16 protein-coding genes are annotated in these 16177 nt (G+C 43.0%); 14 read left to right on the forward strand and 2 right to left on the reverse strand.

Features of this window, described 5'->3' with window-relative positions; translation table 11 throughout:
• Positions 1–132 precede the first annotated feature (132 nt).
• The 12 genes from A0765_RS04970 to A0765_RS05025 all read left to right on the forward strand — a co-directional run bounded on the left by A0765_RS04970 (position 133) and on the right by A0765_RS05025 (position 10716).
• On the forward strand, positions 133–723 hold the full coding sequence (locus A0765_RS04970) for an SP0191 family lipoprotein (RefSeq protein ID WP_062005007.1): 591 nt from the start codon (positions 133–135) through the stop codon (positions 721–723).
• Positions 724–870: 147 nt separating this feature from the next.
• Positions 871–1047: a hypothetical protein gene (locus A0765_RS10455; protein WP_179856145.1), complete on the forward strand. Its 177-nt coding sequence runs from the start codon at positions 871–873 to the stop codon at positions 1045–1047.
• A gap of 183 nt (positions 1048–1230) precedes the next feature.
• Positions 1231–2106, forward strand: a complete 876-nt coding sequence (locus A0765_RS04980) for an ABC transporter ATP-binding protein (RefSeq protein ID WP_062005011.1) — start codon at positions 1231–1233, stop codon at positions 2104–2106.
• A gap of 12 nt (positions 2107–2118) precedes the next feature.
• Positions 2119–2853: an ABC transporter permease gene (locus A0765_RS04985; RefSeq protein WP_062005012.1), complete on the forward strand. Its 735-nt coding sequence runs from the start codon at positions 2119–2121 to the stop codon at positions 2851–2853.
• Between the two features lie 4 nt (positions 2854–2857).
• Positions 2858–3964 carry a sensor histidine kinase gene (locus A0765_RS04990; protein ID WP_062005014.1) on the forward strand — a complete coding sequence of 369 codons (1107 nt, stop codon included), beginning with the start codon at positions 2858–2860 and terminating at the stop codon, positions 3962–3964.
• Positions 3961–4560, forward strand: coding sequence for a response regulator transcription factor (locus A0765_RS04995; RefSeq protein ID WP_062005016.1), 600 nt, complete (start codon positions 3961–3963; stop codon positions 4558–4560). The genes A0765_RS04990 and A0765_RS04995 overlap by 4 nt, the downstream gene beginning before the upstream one ends.
• A gap of 161 nt (positions 4561–4721) precedes the next feature.
• The gene (locus A0765_RS05000) at positions 4722–6422 is read left to right on the forward strand and encodes an acetolactate synthase large subunit (RefSeq protein ID WP_062005018.1); all 1701 of its coding nucleotides are present in this window, start codon (positions 4722–4724) and stop codon (positions 6420–6422) included.
• The gene (gene ilvN / locus A0765_RS05005) at positions 6415–6891 is read left to right on the forward strand and encodes an acetolactate synthase small subunit (protein ID WP_062005020.1); all 477 of its coding nucleotides are present in this window, start codon (positions 6415–6417) and stop codon (positions 6889–6891) included. The genes A0765_RS05000 and ilvN overlap by 8 nt, the downstream gene beginning before the upstream one ends.
• Positions 6892–7060: 169 nt before the next feature.
• The gene (gene ilvC, locus A0765_RS05010) at positions 7061–8083 is read left to right on the forward strand and encodes a ketol-acid reductoisomerase (protein ID WP_005591758.1); all 1023 of its coding nucleotides are present in this window, start codon (positions 7061–7063) and stop codon (positions 8081–8083) included.
• Between the two features lie 66 nt (positions 8084–8149).
• Positions 8150–9400 (forward strand): threonine ammonia-lyase IlvA, encoded by a 1251-nt coding sequence (gene ilvA, locus A0765_RS05015; RefSeq protein WP_062005023.1) that lies wholly within the window; start codon positions 8150–8152, stop codon positions 9398–9400.
• A 93-nt stretch (positions 9401–9493) separates the two neighbouring features.
• A complete protein-coding gene (locus A0765_RS05020; RefSeq protein ID WP_005591760.1) occupies positions 9494–10390 on the forward strand; it encodes an SPFH domain-containing protein in 897 nt (298 codons plus the stop codon).
• A gap of 110 nt (positions 10391–10500) precedes the next feature.
• The gene (locus A0765_RS05025) at positions 10501–10716 is read left to right on the forward strand and encodes a capsule biosynthesis transcriptional regulator (RefSeq protein WP_001130035.1); all 216 of its coding nucleotides are present in this window, start codon (positions 10501–10503) and stop codon (positions 10714–10716) included.
• 93 nt (positions 10717–10809) lie between these two features.
• Here the strand turns inward: A0765_RS05025 and A0765_RS05030 are convergent, their stop codons facing one another.
• On the reverse strand, positions 10810–11550 hold the full coding sequence (locus tag A0765_RS05030) for an amino acid ABC transporter ATP-binding protein (RefSeq protein WP_005591761.1): 741 nt from the start codon (positions 11548–11550) through the stop codon (positions 10810–10812).
• On the reverse strand, positions 11547–13112 hold the full coding sequence (locus A0765_RS05035; protein ID WP_062005025.1) for an ABC transporter substrate-binding protein/permease: 1566 nt from the start codon (positions 13110–13112) through the stop codon (positions 11547–11549). Before A0765_RS05035 ends, A0765_RS05030 begins: the two co-directional genes overlap by 4 nt.
• Before the next feature lie 166 nt (positions 13113–13278).
• On the opposite strand from A0765_RS05035, the gene A0765_RS05040 reads away from it, so the two are divergent.
• Positions 13279–15138, forward strand: coding sequence for a DUF2207 domain-containing protein (locus A0765_RS05040; RefSeq protein WP_257000816.1), 1860 nt, complete (start codon positions 13279–13281; stop codon positions 15136–15138).
• An 88-nt stretch (positions 15139–15226) separates the two neighbouring features.
• Entirely contained in the window at positions 15227–16069 is an 843-nt protein-coding gene (locus A0765_RS05045) for an undecaprenyl-diphosphate phosphatase (protein ID WP_062005029.1), read from the forward strand.
• The last annotated feature ends 108 nt before the right edge of the window (positions 16070–16177 follow it).

Consider the following 16177-nt stretch of genomic DNA (forward strand, 5'->3'; position numbering starts at 1 on the left):
TTGCTCGACAATCCAAAGACAATTGAGAGGCTAGGACTTTTGCCCCAGCCTCTTTGATTTTTTTATATGTAAGATTTAGACAAGATAATGGTATTATGGTATACTGGAAAAAATAAAAAGAAAAGGTGTACTATGAAAAAGTTATTTATTCTTGTTATTTCTGCTTCTGTGTTATTGACAGGTTGCGTATTTCCAAAATCTGGCAAGCATCGTCCGAAAGTTCCAGCTGAATCAAAAGTTGCTAAAACAAGTTCTAGCTCAAGCTCAAGTGAATCTTCTACGAGTGCTTCTTCTGAAAATACAGCTATTGTCTCCAAAACCTTGGTCGGAGACCTCAAAGGTATCCATCATCGTGATACGGTGACCTATCGAGGAGATAAACTCTTGAAACTTCGAATGGAGCTGTTGAGTAATTTGCCAGAAGAAGCCAGTGGTGCTGCAGCTACTATGAGCCCAGAGGAAATGACCGCTATCATTCGAGAAGGAATGGAATCAGAACCAAACTACGTGGAAGCTAAGAATATGGAAGGAGTGACGATTGAATACTCCGTAACAGCTGATAAGAAATTACAGGCCATAGTTGATCTGGATTTTGAGAAAATGGATGTAGCGAAAGCAGCAAGTCTATCTTTCTTTAAAGAATTGGGACTTAATGACATAAAAGACGCCTCTCCTTCAATGTTTATTTTAGGCATGAAGTTAGGCGGCTTGAAAGAAGAATAAGAGTGTATAAAGGCGAGTTATCTCGTCTTTTTTTGCTGTCTAGAAACCATGACATTTGTCATATGGTCTAGTGACAAAATCATCTAGTCGGAAGATGCAGGAAGTTTTATAATACAAGTAAGAAATGAAGAAATAGGGAGTAGTCACATGAAAATATGGTTGATAAAAGTAGCAGTCTTGAGTCTTGTTGGGATGATGTTTTATCAGTTGGCAAGAATAAGCGGAGCAAGTCTTTACCGCTTTCCTTGGGAGATTTTTGCTAGCTTGGGGCTGGCTAGCTATGTTCTAAAGGAAGTGGCTAAGTTAAGCAAAAGGGGAAAGTAGAAATGAAAAAGTACTTGTCCATCTTATTCATTGGAGTTGCAATGGGTGTATGGTGTTTTCAAATGATACCGGGTTTTCTGTTAGAATTTCTACCCCAGCAATTTTATATAGGAGTAGGGGGAGTGATTCTAGTTGTCTTTGTCATCTGGCCGCTCATCTATGATTTTATTAAGGAGGAAGATCATGAAATTGATTGAAGTGAAAAAGCTATCTAAAAGCATTCGGGGGAAGGAAATCTTGCGTCACATTTCCTTTGACATTGAAGAAGGGGATTGTGTGGCTTTGATTGGCCCCAACGGAGCTGGTAAAACAACTCTGATGGACTGTCTCCTAGGCGATAAATTCTTGACTTCTGGCCAAGCCCTGGTTCAGGGCTTAAAGCCAACGGATAATCGTTTGAAAGAGATGGTTGCCATTTTGCCTCAGGAAAATACAGTGGTGGGGGATTTGAAAGTCAAGGAACTCCTCTCTTTCTTTCGAGCCATCTATCCTAATAGCCTGACTGAAGAGGAAATCGATTCCTTGTTGGGCTTTTCTGACAAGCAAAAGAACCAGTTGGCTGCCAAGCTCTCTGGTGGTCAAAAACGCCTCTTCTCCTTTATTTTAGCCTTGATTGGCCGTCCAAAGATCCTCTTCTTGGATGAGCCGACTTCGGCCATGGACACCTCGACCCGCCAGCATTTCTGGGAAATTGTGGATCAGCTCAAGAAGCAAGGCGTGACCATTGTCTATTCTTCCCACTACATTGAAGAAGTGGAGCATACGGCTGACAGGATTTTGGTGCTTCATAAGGGAGAGCTCATCCGCGATACCACGCCTTATGCCATGCGCAAGGAAGAGCAGGAAAAACACTTCACCCTGCCCCTTTCCTATAAAGAAATCGTGGAAAAGATAGCTGGTGTGACAGAGATTGAAATCAAGCAAAAGGCCCTATCCTTTGCGACCAAGGATGCCAGTCAGGTCTGGCAAATTCTGCAGGAGCATGGCTGTACGATTGAAGAAATCGAAGTCCGCAATCGCACCCTGCTGGATAGTATTTTTGAGACGACACAAGAGTAAAGGAGCAGCATCATGAAAAATATGGTTAGTTTAATGAAAATGGAGTTGATTTTGATGAAGCGGCAGGCGGCTTACTACCTGCTCTCTATCGGTCTGCCCAGCGTGTTTTATCTGATCTTTTCAGGAATGATGTCAGGTTCTGATGTACCGGCGCTTGTGCTCCGAACCTATCTCTTTTCTATGACACTTTTTAGTATCATGTCTAGTGCCTTTTTTAGCATTCCTAGCACCTTGCAGTCGGACAAGACCAATAACTGGCAAAAATTGATTCAGCATTCGCCCGTTTCTATGGTAGAATATTATATATCAAAGCTTTTTAGTACTTTACTGACCTTTCTGCTTTCCATTATCGTGGTCTTCTCTGTCGGACATTTCGTTCGTGGAGTCAATGTGCCCATGATGGACTGGTTCGTGATTGCCCTAATTCTTTTGGTTGGCAGTATGGTCTTTATCGCCATGGGCGTCTTGGTTAGTCTCCTGCCCAGTGCCCAGCTCATGTCTGTTGTGGGCAATATCGTTTATATGGCTTTAGCAGTCTTGGGTGGGCTTTGGTTTCCGCTGACTATGTTTCCAGACTGGTTGCAATCTATCGGCAAGTTAACGCCAAGCTATCAGCTCATGCAGGTGGTTTCTGCCTATTTGGAACACCATGACTGGAATGTCTCTGCCATGCTAATCGTCCTAGCCTACACCATTTTCTTTAGCATTTTGGTCCTTCAGCTCAAAAAACGGATTGAGGTTAAATAATTATATGTGGGAAAAGTTCAAAAACATACATCATATGTTTCATATTTCTCTGGTCTTCATCATCTTTCCAATAGCGGGTGTCATTAGCGGTGAATACCCGCTTTTGACTTTGCTTTGGACAGCATTGTTTATAGGGGCCTATTACACCATCCTCACAGAGAAAAAGCCTTTCTACCAGGCTCTGTCCTGGTGGGGCATGCTTGCTTACATTTTTTATACTTCCATTTGGCTGAATGTGGGCTTTGTGTGGTATATTTTTTATTTGTCCAATCTTCTTGTTTATCATTACAATAATATTTCCCTTAAATCTTGGCGCTTTTGGAGTTTCTTAGCTGTCCAACCGGCCCTTCTGGTCGGGGTGTATCTTCAACATCAATTGAGCACCGGCTATCTGATCTTTTTCTTGACGACTTTCCTCTTTTCGGATTTCTTGACCCTGGGTCTGCACCGTATCCAAGTCGCTGAACAGCTCAAGGAAGAAAAAAGTAAGCAAAATGCCCAGCTCAATCTCTTTCTAGCGGAAAATGAGCGTAATCGAATTGGACGGGATTTACACGATAGTCTGGGACATACCTTTGCCATGCTTAGTGTCAAGACGGAGCTGGCCCAGCAATTCCTGCAAATGGAGGCCTACGAGCAGGCGGAGAAAGAGATGGAAGAAGTGCGACGGATCAGTAAGCAGGCCATGGCTGATGTTCGACGGATTGTAGACAATCTCAAGACGCGGACACTGGATGAAGAATTAGCAACAATCCGAACCATGCTGGAAATGAGCGATATTGACTTGGAGCTTCATAATCAGCTCAATGTTGCCAGCATCCCTACGGAAATGCAGTTTACCATTAGTATGATTTTGTTGGAATTAGCAACCAATATTATCAAGCATGCGGAGGCCAAGAAATCCAGAATTGATTTGTATAGTCAGGATAGAGATTTAATATTGGAAGTTGAAGATGACGGCCGAGGCTTTAAGCAAGTGACGGGCCAAGACTTGCATTCGGTACGTGAGCGCTTGGAGGGGCTTGATGGTAGCGTGGAGGTCATCAGCAATCACAAGCCAACCATTATTCTCGTGCGCTTGCCATATAGGATTAGAGGAGACGAGCGATGAAGTTATTATTAGCAGAAGACCAGAGTATGCTGCGGGATGCCCTTAGCCAGCTCTTGCAGTTGCAGCCGGATGTTGCTAGTGTTTCTCAAGCGGCAGACGGTCGTGAAGCTATGGAGCTGCTCAAGACCAATCCAGTCGATGTGGCTATCTTGGATGTAGAAATGCCCTATCAGACAGGGCTGGATGTTCTAGAATGGGTGAAGGAGCATCAGCCAGCTGTCAAGGTTATCATTGTGACAACTTTTAAGCGTCCAGGCTATTTTGAGAGGGCTGTCAAGGCAGATGTTGATGCCTATGTACTCAAGGAACGTAGCATTGCTGACCTGATGAAGACCATTCATACTGTCTTGGCTGGACAAAAAGAATATTCACCTGAACTTATGGTAGTGCTGATGACTCATAAAAATCCCCTCTCTCATCAGGAGCTTCTAGTCTTAGAGGCAGCAGCAACTGGGCTTTCTAATAAAGAAATTGCTGAAAAACTCTATTTATCAAATGGAACTATTCGTAACTATATGTCGGCTATCCTGACCAAGCTAGCAGCTGACAATCGTACGGAAGCTGTCCGGATTGCTCAAGAACAAGGATGGATATAAAATAATTATCTCGCTACATTCGGATTTAGCGGGATTTTCTTATCTTTTTCAATCAGAATGAAAAAAAACATCCGCGATACTTGCAATTTTTTTCAAAAATGTTATCATAGTAGAAAGCTTTTTGAATTTTTAGAAAATTGTAAATAAATGAAAGGGGAAATATGGAAAGAATCCAATTAGAAACTCCTAAGTCCGGCTCGCAGCTGGTCTTGGAAACCTTGAAGAATCTTGGTGTTGATACTATTTTTGGCTATCCTGGTGGTGCAGTCTTGCCCCTCTATGATGCTATTTATAGCTTTAAAGGTATCCGCCATATTCTTGGTCGCCATGAGCAGGGGTGTGTTCATGAAGCAGAAGGCTACGCCAAGTCTACTGGGAAAATTGGTGTGGCCGTTGTAACCAGTGGTCCAGGGGCAACCAATGCCATTACTGGGATCGCCGATGCGATGAGTGACAGTGTTCCCCTTTTGGTGTTTACTGGTCAGGTAGCGACGCCAGGTATTGGTAAGGATGCCTTTCAAGAAGCCGACATTGTCGGTATTACTACTCCCATCACTAAGTACAATTATCAGGTACGGGAGACGGCAGACATACCAAGAATTATTACGGAGGCCATTCATATTGCGACCACAGGTCGTCCGGGGCCAGTCGTCATTGATTTGCCAAAGGATGTCTCAGCGCTGGATACGGACTTTATCTATGACACTCAGTTGCATCTACCAAGTTATCAACCAACAATTGAGCCTAATGAGTTACAGATTAAGAAGATTCTTAAACAGCTTTCCAAGGCTAAAAAACCTGTTCTTCTTTCTGGTGGTGGTATTAGCTATGCAGGGGCAGCAGCGGAGATGGTTGCTTTTGCAGAGCGGTATCAGATTCCAGTAGTGACCTCATTGTTGGGTCAGGGAACGATTGCGACAGATCATCCTTTGTTCTTAGGTATGGGTGGCATGCATGGTTCTTTCGCGGCTAATATTGCGATGACGGAAGCAGACTTCATGATTAGCATTGGTTGTCGTTTTGATGATCGTCTGACTGGTAATCCTAAGACCTTTGCTAAAAGTGCTAAGGTGGCTCACATTGATATCGATCCAGCAGAAATTGGTAAGATCATCAGCGTGGATATTCCTATTGTAGGAGATGCCAAGAAAGCTTTGCAAATGTTGCTTGAAGAAGAACAGGTGCACAACAATACCAGCAAGTGGATTGAAAAGGTGACACGAGACAAGGAGCGGGTGCGCTCCTATGATAAGAAAGAGCGTGTCGTACAACCTCAGGCTGTTATTGAGCGCGTGGGTGAGTTGACCAAGGGAGACGCCATTGTGGTCACGGACGTTGGCCAGCACCAAATGTGGACAGCCCAGTATTATCCTTATCGAAACGAACGTCAGTTAGTTACGTCTGGTGGTCTTGGAACCATGGGCTTTGGTGTTCCAGCAGCGATTGGGGCCAAGATTGCCAATCCAGATAAGGAAGTGGTTCTCTTTGTTGGAGATGGCGGCTACCAGATGACCAATCAAGAAATGGCCATCCTTAATATCTACAAGATTCCGATTAAGGTCATCATGCTCAATAATCATTCGCTAGGTATGGTTCGCCAGTGGCAGGAAGCCTTCTATGATGGGCGTACCTCCGAGTCAGTCTTTGACAGTTTGCCAGATTTTCAGCTAATGGCTCAGGCTTATGGTGTCAAATCTTATAAATTTGATAATCCAGAGACCATTGCTCAGAATTTAGAAGTCCTGAAGGAAGATATACCGATGTTTATCGAGGTAGATATTTCCCGCAAGGAGCATGTGCTTCCAATGGTGCCAGCTGGCAAGAGCAATCATGAGATGTTGGGGGTGAAGTTCCATGCGTAGAATGTTGACAGCTAAACTCCAGAATCGTTCGGGTGTTCTGAATCGCTTCACTGGTGTGCTTTCCAGACGTCAGGTCAATATCGAAAGTATTTCTGTCGGTGCGACTGAGGATGAAAATGTTTCTCGGATCACCATTATCATTGATGTAAATTCCCTCAATGAAGTGGAGCAGATTATCAAGCAGCTTAATCGCCAGATTGATGTGATTCGGGTGCGAGATATTACAGATCATCCTCACCTAGAGCGAGAAGTTATTTTGATCAAGGCATCAGCACCGGTTGCTAAGCGTGCAGAAATCTTGGCCATTATCCAGCCTTTCCGGGCAACGGTAGTCGATGTGGCGCCAAGCTCGATCACTATCCAGATGACGGGCGATGCAGAAAAGAGCGAAGCGCTCTTACGAGTCATCCGTCCTTACGGCATTCGCAATATCGCACGGACTGGAGCAACTGGCTTTACCCGTGATTAATACTCTTCGAAAATCTCTTCAAACCACGTCAGCTTCGCCTTGCCGTACCCAAGTACAGCCTGTGTCTAGCTTCCTAGTTTGAACTTTGATTTTCAGTGAGTATAAAATCCGGCTTAAATTTGTTAAAACCGCCTAAGAGGCAATAAAAATAGAAAAGAGAGTAAACATTATGGCAGTAACAATGGAATACGAAAAAGATGTAAAAGTAGCAGCACTTGACGGTAAAAAGATCGCCGTTATCGGTTATGGTTCACAAGGCCATGCTCATGCACAAAACTTGCGTGATACAGGTCATGATGTGATTATCGGTGTTCGTCCTGGTAAGTCATTTGACAAAGCTAAAGAAGATGGCTTTGACACGTACACAGTAGCAGAAGCTGCTAAATTAGCTGATGTTATCATGATCTTGGCTCCAGATGAAATTCAACAAGAATTGTACGAAACAGAAATCGCTCCTAACTTGGAAGCTGGTAACGCAGTTGGATTTGCTCATGGTTTCAATATCCACTTTGAATTTATCAAAGTTCCTGCAGATGTAGATGTCTTCATGTGTGCACCAAAAGGTCCTGGTCACTTGGTTCGTCGTACTTTTGAAGAAGGCTTCGGTGTTCCAGCTCTTTACGCGGTTTACCAAGATGCGACTGGGAATGCCAAAGACATTGCGATGGACTGGTGTAAAGGTGTTGGTGCAGCTCGTGTTGGTTTGCTTGAAACAACTTACAAAGAAGAAACTGAAGAAGATTTGTTTGGTGAACAGGCTGTACTTTGTGGTGGTTTGACTGCCCTTATCGAAGCAGGTTTTGAAGTCTTGACAGAAGCAGGCTATGCTCCAGAATTGGCTTACTTTGAAGTGCTGCACGAAATGAAACTCATCGTTGACTTGATCTATGAAGGTGGATTCAAGAAAATGCGCCAATCTATTTCAAATACTGCTGAATATGGTGACTATGTATCAGGTCCACGTGTGATTACTGAGCAAGTCAAAGAAAACATGAAAGCAGTTCTTGCAGATATCCAAAATGGTAAATTTGCAAATGACTTTGTAAATGACTACAAGGCTGGACGTCCAAAACTCACTGCTTACCGTGAACAAGCAGCTAATCTTGAAATTGAAAAAGTCGGTGCAGAATTGCGTAAAGCAATGCCATTCGTTGGTAAAAATGACGACGACGCTTTCAAGATCTACAACTAAGATTGTGTGGAAAACTCAGCTGGTATCCCAGCTGAGTTTGTTTACCTCATTTGGAAAGGAAAAGGAATGTTAACAGCAAAAGATATCGTCCGTGCTCATAAGGTATTAAAAGATGTTGTTGTCAATACACCGCTTGATTATGATCATTACTTGTCAGAGAAGTATGGGGCAAAGATTTATCTTAAAAAGGAAAATGCCCAACGTGTCCGTTCTTTCAAAATACGTGGTGCCTATTATGCCATTTCTCAGTTGAGTAAAGAAGAGCGAGAACGTGGGGTTGTCTGCGCTTCTGCGGGCAACCACGCACAGGGTGTCGCATACACTTGTAATGAAATGAAAATTCCAGCTACTATTTTTATGCCTATCACAACTCCTCAGCAAAAAATTGGACAGGTTCGTTTCTTTGGTGGCGATTTTGTTACGATTAAGCTAGTAGGAGATACTTTTGATGCTTCTGCTCGGGCGGCTATGGAATTCACACGGATGGAAAATCGGACTTTCATCGATCCTTTTGATGATGCTCACGTTCAAGCAGGCCAGGGAACGGTTGCTTATGAAATCCTAGAAGATACAGCGCGGGAGTCCATCAATTTAGACTTGGTCTTGGTACCAGTAGGAGGCGGCGGTCTCATCGCAGGAGTATCCACTTACATCAAGGAAAGCCAGCCACAAATTGAAGTGATTGGGGTAGAGGCGAATGGAGCCCGCAGTATGAGAGCAGCTTTTGAAGCAGGCGGTCCTGTCAAACTCAATGAAATTGACAAATTTGCGGACGGTATCGCAGTCCAAAAGGTAGGGGCCTCTACTTATGAAGCAACGAAGAAGAATGTAGAAACACTTATCGGGGTTGATGAAGGCTTGATTTCAGAAACCTTGATTGATCTCTATTCTAAACAAGGAATCATCGCAGAGCCTGCTGGTGCAGCTAGCGTAGCAGCCTTGGAAGTGTTGCGAGAATATATCAAAGGAAAAACTGTCTGCTGTATCATTTCGGGAGGAAATAATGACATTAACCGTATGCCTGAAATGGAAGAGCGCGCTCTCATCTATGATGGCATCAAGCATTATTTTGTAGTAAATTTCCCGCAGCGGCCAGGTGCCTTACGTGAATTTGTAAATGATATCTTAGGGCCAAATGATGACATCACTCGATTTGAATATATCAAGCGGGCCAGCAAAGGAACTGGACCGGTCCTGATTGGGATTGCTCTGGCCAATAAACATGACTATGCGGGTCTGATCAATCGAATCGAGCATTTTGATCCTTCCTTCATCAATCTAAATGGAAATGAAACGCTTTACAACATGTTAGTCTGATCCTAAAAATATTTTAGCAAAATCCCACTTTTTAATTGCAAGTGAGTGAGGACTGTGCTAGAATATACTATATTAAATTAAGGAGATGCGCTTATGTTACTGAATTTCTTTTTCTTCTTTCTCATTTTTCTTCTTCTTTGTGGTCTATTGGCATTTAGCTCGCTTTATGTCGTGCGCCAGCAATCTGTTGCCATCATTGAGCGTTTTGGTCGGTACCACAAGACTAGTACAAGTGGGATGAATGTTCGTTTGCCTTTGGGAATTGACAAAATCGCCGCTCGTGTTCAGTTGCGTTTGCTACAAAGCGACATTATTGTTGAGACCAAGACTCAGGATAATGTCTTTGTGACCATGAATGTGGCGACCCAGTATCGGGTAAATGAACACAATGTTACAGATGCTTACTATAAACTCATGCGGCCAGAAGCGCAGATTAAGTCCTACATCGAAGATGCTCTGCGTTCCTCTGTTCCTAAGCTGACCTTGGACGAGCTCTTTGAAAAGAAGGACGAAATTGCCCTAGAAGTCCAAAAGCAAGTGGCAGAAGAAATGTCAACCTATGGCTACATCATTGTCAAGACCTTGATTACCAAGGTTGAGCCAGATGCAGAAGTTAAACAGTCTATGAACGAAATCAACGCAGCTCAACGCAAGCGCGTGGCAGCTCAGGAATTGGCAGAAGCAGATAAGATTAAAATTGTAACTGCTGCAGAAGCTGAGGCTGAGAAAGATCGTCTTCATGGGGTCGGTATTGCAGAGCAGCGGAAGGCAATCGTAGATGGCTTAGCAGATTCAATTAAGGAGCTTAAAGGCGCCAATGTTGAGTTGACAGAAGAACAGATTATGTCCATCCTCTTGACTAACCAGTATTTAGATACCTTGAATAATTTTGCAGATAAGCAAGGAAATAACACAATCTTCCTTCCAGCAAATCCTGATGGAGTGGAGAGTATTCGCACCCAGATCCTTTCAGCCCTCAAAGCTAAATAAATATAGAATATTCAGAATTATTTAATTTGTTTGTTTTGGTTTTTCTAAGTTGACAAACTGTATAAAAACCATTATATTAGTATTCGAAATAAGTTAGAGAGGAGTAAGAAATGGCTAAATCAAATTTTGAAAAAGTAGAGTCAGTCGTTGGATGGGTTCGTGACAAAAAAATTACAGGTTACCGTATTAGTAAAGAAACAAACGCGCGTGAAATGTCAATTATTGCTCTTGCTCAAGGACGTGCAAAAGTAAAGAATATTTCTTTTGAAACAGCTCTTGGCTTGATTGACTTCTATGATAAGAATCATGAAAAGTTTGAAGACTAATCTTCGGAAAGTGGGGAAACCCGCTTTTTTATTTTGCGAATAAAAAAACAAGGCGGATGTATCTTTTTCCGTCTTGTTTGTTTGCTTGATTGTTTATTTCAAGAAGCGATGTAGGAATTCCTTGGTTCGTTCTTCTTTAGGATTGGTAAAGAATTCTTGTGGAGTGCCTTCTTCTGCGATGACGCCCTTATCCATAAAGATAACACGGCTGGAAACATCGCGGGCAAATTCCATTTCGTGGGTCACGACAATCATAGTCAGGCCCTCTTTAGCCAATTCTTTCATGATTTTCAGGACTTCGCCAACCATTTCTGGGTCAAGAGCTGAAGTTGGTTCATCGAAAAGGATGGCATCAGGATTCATGGAAAGCGCACGTGCAATGGCAACCCGCTGCTTTTGTCCACCTGAGAGTTGTTTAGGCTTGGCTTGCCAGTAGAGCTCTCCCATGCCCACCTTTTCCAGATTTTCTTTGGCAATCTTTTCTGCTTCAGCACGCTCTCTTTTGAGCACGGTTGTCTGAGCTACGATGGTGTTTTCCAGCACATTGAGATTTTCAAAAAGATTGAAACTTTGGAATACCATGCCTAATTTTTCGCGGTAGTGAGTCAGGTCGTAGTTTTCGTCCAAGACATTTTTTCCGCGGTAGAGAATTTCGCCAGCAGTAGGTGTTTCTAGGAGGTTGATGGAGCGGAGAAAGGTTGATTTTCCGCTACCTGAACTTCCGATAATGGAGATAACCTCGCCCTTGTGGACAGTCAGAGAAATGTCTTTTAAGACTTGATTCTCCCCATAAGATTTTTTGAGATTTTTAATTTCTAAAATTGTTTCGGTCATTGTTTCAATTCTCCCGTCTGCATTTGGTTGGCACCTGTTGTGTAATGATCTGTGTCAAATTTCTGCTCGATGAAACGTAGGATTCGAGTGACGGTAAAGGTCAAGACAAAGTAAATAACTGCGATAATGGTGAAGGTTTGGAAATACTGATAGGTCTGAGTTGCAATGGTATTTCCTGAGAAGTAGAGCTCCACCACGGAGATAACATTCAGGACAGATGTATCCTTGATATTGATGACAAATTCATTCCCCGTCGCAGGAAGAATATTGCGGATCACCTGTGGCAGGACGACCTTGCGCATGGTTTGGCCGTGGGTCATTCCGAGCGCAGTAGCCGCTTCGAATTGTCCTTTATCAACGGCAAAGATACCACCGCGGACAATTTCACTCATGTAAGCGCCAGTATTGATAGAAACGATGAAGATGGCTGCAGCTGTCCGGTCAATCGAAATGCCAAAAGCCTGAGCTGTTCCATAGTAGATAACCATGGATTGTACAATCATAGGTGTACCACGGAAGATTTCAATGTAAACATTTAGGAACCAACCGAATAGTTTTTGCAGGAAGGCTAGAGCCTTATTTTTTGAAATGGGCGCTGTCCGATAGACCCCAATCAACAAACCGATGAAGAGGCCAGCGATTGTCCCAGTGATGGAAATAAGCAAGGTCAAACCAGCTCCGCGTAAGAACTGCGGCCAGTTTTCCTTCCAAATCTTAAAAACTTTATTGAAGAATGTGTCTTCAGCATCGTCAGTATCAGTGTCCACCGGTTGATTTTTAATCATCTGATCCATCAGCTGGACTTGGTCATCTGTTGAGAGTTTAGCGATAGCTGCATTAGCTTGCTCGATTCGGCTGTCGTCTTTACGCATACCGACAGCGATGGAGGCATCTTCTTCACCAACTTCAAAGCCCTCTTTGAATTGAATCATTTTGAACTTAGAGTTGGCAGCTTCGGCTGTCAGAGCTTCGGGACGTTCAGAAATGTAACCGTCAATAACACCAGATTCTAGAGCTTGACGCATTTGGGCGAAATCTCCCATGGCGGTCTCTTGCTTAGCACCTGGCAGTTGAGAAATCAGATTGTAAAGATAGACACCTTGCTGAGAGGTGATTTTAGCATCTTTGAAATCTTTGAGGGTCTTAGCATTAGCGTAGTTGCCGTCTTTTCGAACCAGCATAACAGGCTCACTAGTATAGTAGCTGTTAGAAAAGGCGATTTCTTTTTTCCGTTCGGCTGTTGGGCTCATACCAGCGATAATCATATCGATTTTACCAGAGGTCAAGGCTGGAATCAGTCCGTTCCAAGAAGTTTTCACAACTAGAGGTTCCTTGCCCATTTCCTGAGCAATCTTCTTAGCAACTTGGACATCGTAGCCGTTGGCATACTGATTTGTTCCTTCGATTTTGACAGCGCCATTCGAATCATCATCTTGGGTCCAGTTGAAAGGGGCATAGGCCGCTTCCATCCCAATTCTGAGATAATCATCCGCCTGAGCTACGGTAAAGGTCCCCAGACAGACGAGGAGGGCTGTCAATAAGGTTAAAATGAATTTTTTCATATTCTCTCCTAGTCCTTCTAAAATAGTTCTTTCTATTCTACCGAAAAATATCCGACTTTTCAATCCTGGTAAGCCCTTACTTGAGAAAAATGCTATAATAGGATAAAGATTTAGAAAAGGACTTTGGTTTATGAAAAGGTACTTGTCAGGAATTTTCCTTCTTTTTTTGAGTTTATTTTTTGCTGGAACGGTGTCAGCTTTAGACTATCAAATCCAGTCGTATCAAGGAGATTTGGAGATCCATGCCGATAATACAGCCACCTATACAGAAGAGGTGACTTATCATTTTGATGATGATTACAATGGCCAGATGGTTTCCCTAGGCTCAGCAGGAAAGATGCCAGAAGGCTTTGCTATTGATTCAGATCCAAAAGTTTCCGTGAAAACGAATGGAGTCGTAAAATATGACTTTGAGCCACGAGTCACAGATTTAGGAGATGGCTACGAGGTTAAGATTTACAATGCGGGTAAAGAAGGTGATACGGTCAAAGTAACAGTCACATGGAACCTAACCAATCTTCTGTTTCTCCATAAAGATATTGCAGAGCTCAAATGGACGCCGATCAGTGATTGGGAAGAAGAGCTGCAAAATGTGACGATTAAGGTTTGGGGCCTGGGAACTTGGACCTTAACGGACATGTATGTCCATACAGGTTATTTTGGCCAATCGGTCACTATAAATAGGGACCGAGGTGATTATCGGATACAGCTATCTCATTTGCCTAGCAGGAAGAAGGTTGAACTGCATGGATATTGGCATCGCCAAGCTCTGCATCAAGCAGCAGAGGATCCAAAAGCAACCAACTATCTACAGACTTTTCAAGCAGTTGAGAAAGAGATTGTAGCTAAGAGCCAGTTTTATCATCGCTTGGGGGAAGTTTATCTGCCTCTTTTGGGCTTGTTCTTGTTGATGCTTTCGGGGATATTCTATCTGATTTTTCGGATTAAGATTCGTCCTAGCCAAGCTTTTCCTAAAGACGCTCGCCTCTATGAAGCTCCGCAAGATCTGGCTCCTCTCATTGTAGCGGCCAATATCTTTGCTGTGGATATGAGAGAAGTCGATCCTACCAGTGGCGGACGAGCCCATTTAAAATTTGAAAATCTAGTGCAGGCAACCTTGCTGGATTTGATGGATCGAGGCTACATCGAGCTTTTAGGAACTGCAGACAAGCCAATCTTGAAACCAACTTCTAAAAAAGGTTTGTCAGAGTTTGAAGGTCAATTCTTACAGATGGCATTTGGCGACCATAAACAGGCAGCTGTAGCAGACTTGTTTGAATCTTATCAGATTTCAGAAGACCTTTATAAAAATAAAAAATCAACAGATGAAGCGCGAATCCGTCAAATGGGCAATCGAATAAAAAATCGCTTTTCAACTGATTTAAACCTTTTGTCTGAACAAGTATTAAAGGAGATTCGGGAGCTAAACTTGCTGGATCACTATCGTCCTTTGAAACGAGGAGAAAAGCTTCTCTTGTGGTTGGCTCTAATGGCAAGTTTCCTTGCTTTTGGCTTGTCTCTCTTGACATTTTTTATCTATTTGATCAAGCTAGACGGTTTTATTTGGTCCTATCTTCCGCTTGCAGCTGTCGCTTCGATGTTGACCGTTCTGCTGGGCAGAGCCTTACAGCTATATCAGCGGGATGGTGTCTTGAGCGATGAGGGAGCCCATGATTTCTATCTCTGGAATAGCTTTGCGAATATGCTACGCTACATCGCTCGCCTATACGATACAGAGGTAGAGGGCATTGTCCTGTGGAACCGACTTTTGGTCTATGCTACCCTATTTGGCTATGCGGATCGGGTTAGTCGGGTCATGAAGCTGCGTCAGATTTCCTTGGAAAACGCGTCTATGAATACTTATCTACAATATAATCTTCATCCTATTTTCTACGCAAGTTCCCATAGTTTTTCAAATTATGGACACATTGCCTCGACGGCCAGTCATTTCTCGGTTTCATCAGGAGGCGGAGCAGGAGGTGGCTTCTCTGGTGGCGGTGGAGGCGGAGGTGGCGGAGCCTTTTGATAAAAAGCTTGCTAAAGCCCTTGAGAAAGCTTTTCCTCTCCTCCAATATGTGGTATAATAAATGTTAAAGTTGTTTTAGGAGTTATGTATGTTTATTATTGAAATTTTAAAGTCCATTATTTATGGAATTGTTGAAGGAATTACAGAGTGGCTACCCATTTCGAGTACCGGCCACTTGATTCTGATTCAAGATTTTATCAAATATAAAAATGAAAATCCAGCCTTCATGGAAATGTTCAATGTAGTCATTCAACTGGGAGCAATCTTGGCGGTTGTGGTGATTTATTTTGATAAGCTCAACCCTTTTAAACCAGGGAAAACAGCTCGTCAAATTCAGCTGACATGGCAGCTCTGGGCCAAGGTAGTCGTTGCTGCTTTGCCAGCTGCAATCATCGGTTTTTTCCTAGACGATTGGTTTGAAGCCCATTTCTATAATCTGGTATCCGTTGCGATCATGCTGATAATCTACGGGGCTGCCTTTATCTATCTGGAAAAACGAGAGCAGGTGGAACCGACTGTTACAGAATTGAGCAGACTTCCTTATCAAACCGCTCTTTATATTGGTCTTTTCCAAGTCTTGTCCCTCTTTCCAGGAACTAGCCGTTCAGGTGCGACCATTGTCGGTGGTCTCTTGAATGGTGTCAGCCGACCAGTTGTGACAGAGTTTACTTTCTACTTGGGGATTCCAATCATGTTTGGTGCAAGTGGGCTGAAAATCCTGAAATTTATCATCAAGGGCAATTCTTTAGGCTTCAACCAATTATTCCTTTTGATGGTAGCGATGGGAGTGGCCTTCGGAGTCAGTCTTTATGTGATTCGCTTCCTGACAGACTATGTCAAGAACCATGACTTTACAATCTTTGGTAAATATCGGATCGGACTCGGAGTTTTGCTGTTGGTTTACGGTCTGATTAAGGTCATTATTGGCTAATCAAGGCTTGGGAAATTTTCCCAGCCTTTTCTTATTTGACTAGTTATTTTTTTGAAATAAGTTTAGAATTTTAGTATAATAGAAAGACTATGAAAGTATGAGGTTGAT

The organism is Streptococcus cristatus, from assembly GCF_001588905.1.
In the GTDB taxonomy this organism is placed as follows: domain Bacteria; phylum Bacillota; class Bacilli; order Lactobacillales; family Streptococcaceae; genus Streptococcus; species Streptococcus cristatus_N.

Excerpts from the sequence above, each read along its gene's own strand:
- A0765_RS04970 (WP_062005007.1), top strand. The coding sequence starts at position 133 with ATGAAAAAGTTATTTATTCTTGTTATTTCTGCTTCTGTGTTATTGACA.
- A0765_RS10455 (WP_179856145.1), top strand. The coding sequence starts at position 871 with ATGAAAATATGGTTGATAAAAGTAGCAGTCTTGAGTCTTGTTGGGATG.
- A0765_RS04980 (WP_062005011.1), top strand. The coding sequence starts at position 1,231 with ATGAAATTGATTGAAGTGAAAAAGCTATCTAAAAGCATTCGGGGGAAG.
- A0765_RS04985 (WP_062005012.1), top strand. The coding sequence starts at position 2,119 with ATGAAAAATATGGTTAGTTTAATGAAAATGGAGTTGATTTTGATGAAG.
- A0765_RS04990 (WP_062005014.1), top strand. The coding sequence starts at position 2,858 with ATGTGGGAAAAGTTCAAAAACATACATCATATGTTTCATATTTCTCTG.
- A0765_RS04995 (WP_062005016.1), top strand. The coding sequence starts at position 3,961 with ATGAAGTTATTATTAGCAGAAGACCAGAGTATGCTGCGGGATGCCCTT.
- A0765_RS05000 (WP_062005018.1), top strand. The coding sequence starts at position 4,722 with ATGGAAAGAATCCAATTAGAAACTCCTAAGTCCGGCTCGCAGCTGGTC.
- ilvN (WP_062005020.1), top strand. The coding sequence starts at position 6,415 with ATGCGTAGAATGTTGACAGCTAAACTCCAGAATCGTTCGGGTGTTCTG.
- ilvC (WP_005591758.1), top strand. The coding sequence starts at position 7,061 with ATGGCAGTAACAATGGAATACGAAAAAGATGTAAAAGTAGCAGCACTT.
- ilvA (WP_062005023.1), top strand. The coding sequence starts at position 8,150 with ATGTTAACAGCAAAAGATATCGTCCGTGCTCATAAGGTATTAAAAGAT.
- A0765_RS05020 (WP_005591760.1), top strand. The coding sequence starts at position 9,494 with ATGTTACTGAATTTCTTTTTCTTCTTTCTCATTTTTCTTCTTCTTTGT.
- A0765_RS05025 (WP_001130035.1), top strand. The coding sequence starts at position 10,501 with ATGGCTAAATCAAATTTTGAAAAAGTAGAGTCAGTCGTTGGATGGGTT.
- A0765_RS05030 (WP_005591761.1), bottom strand. The coding sequence starts at position 11,550 with ATGACCGAAACAATTTTAGAAATTAAAAATCTCAAAAAATCTTATGGG.
- A0765_RS05035 (WP_062005025.1), bottom strand. The coding sequence starts at position 13,112 with ATGAAAAAATTCATTTTAACCTTATTGACAGCCCTCCTCGTCTGTCTG.
- A0765_RS05045 (WP_062005029.1), top strand. The coding sequence starts at position 15,227 with ATGTTTATTATTGAAATTTTAAAGTCCATTATTTATGGAATTGTTGAA.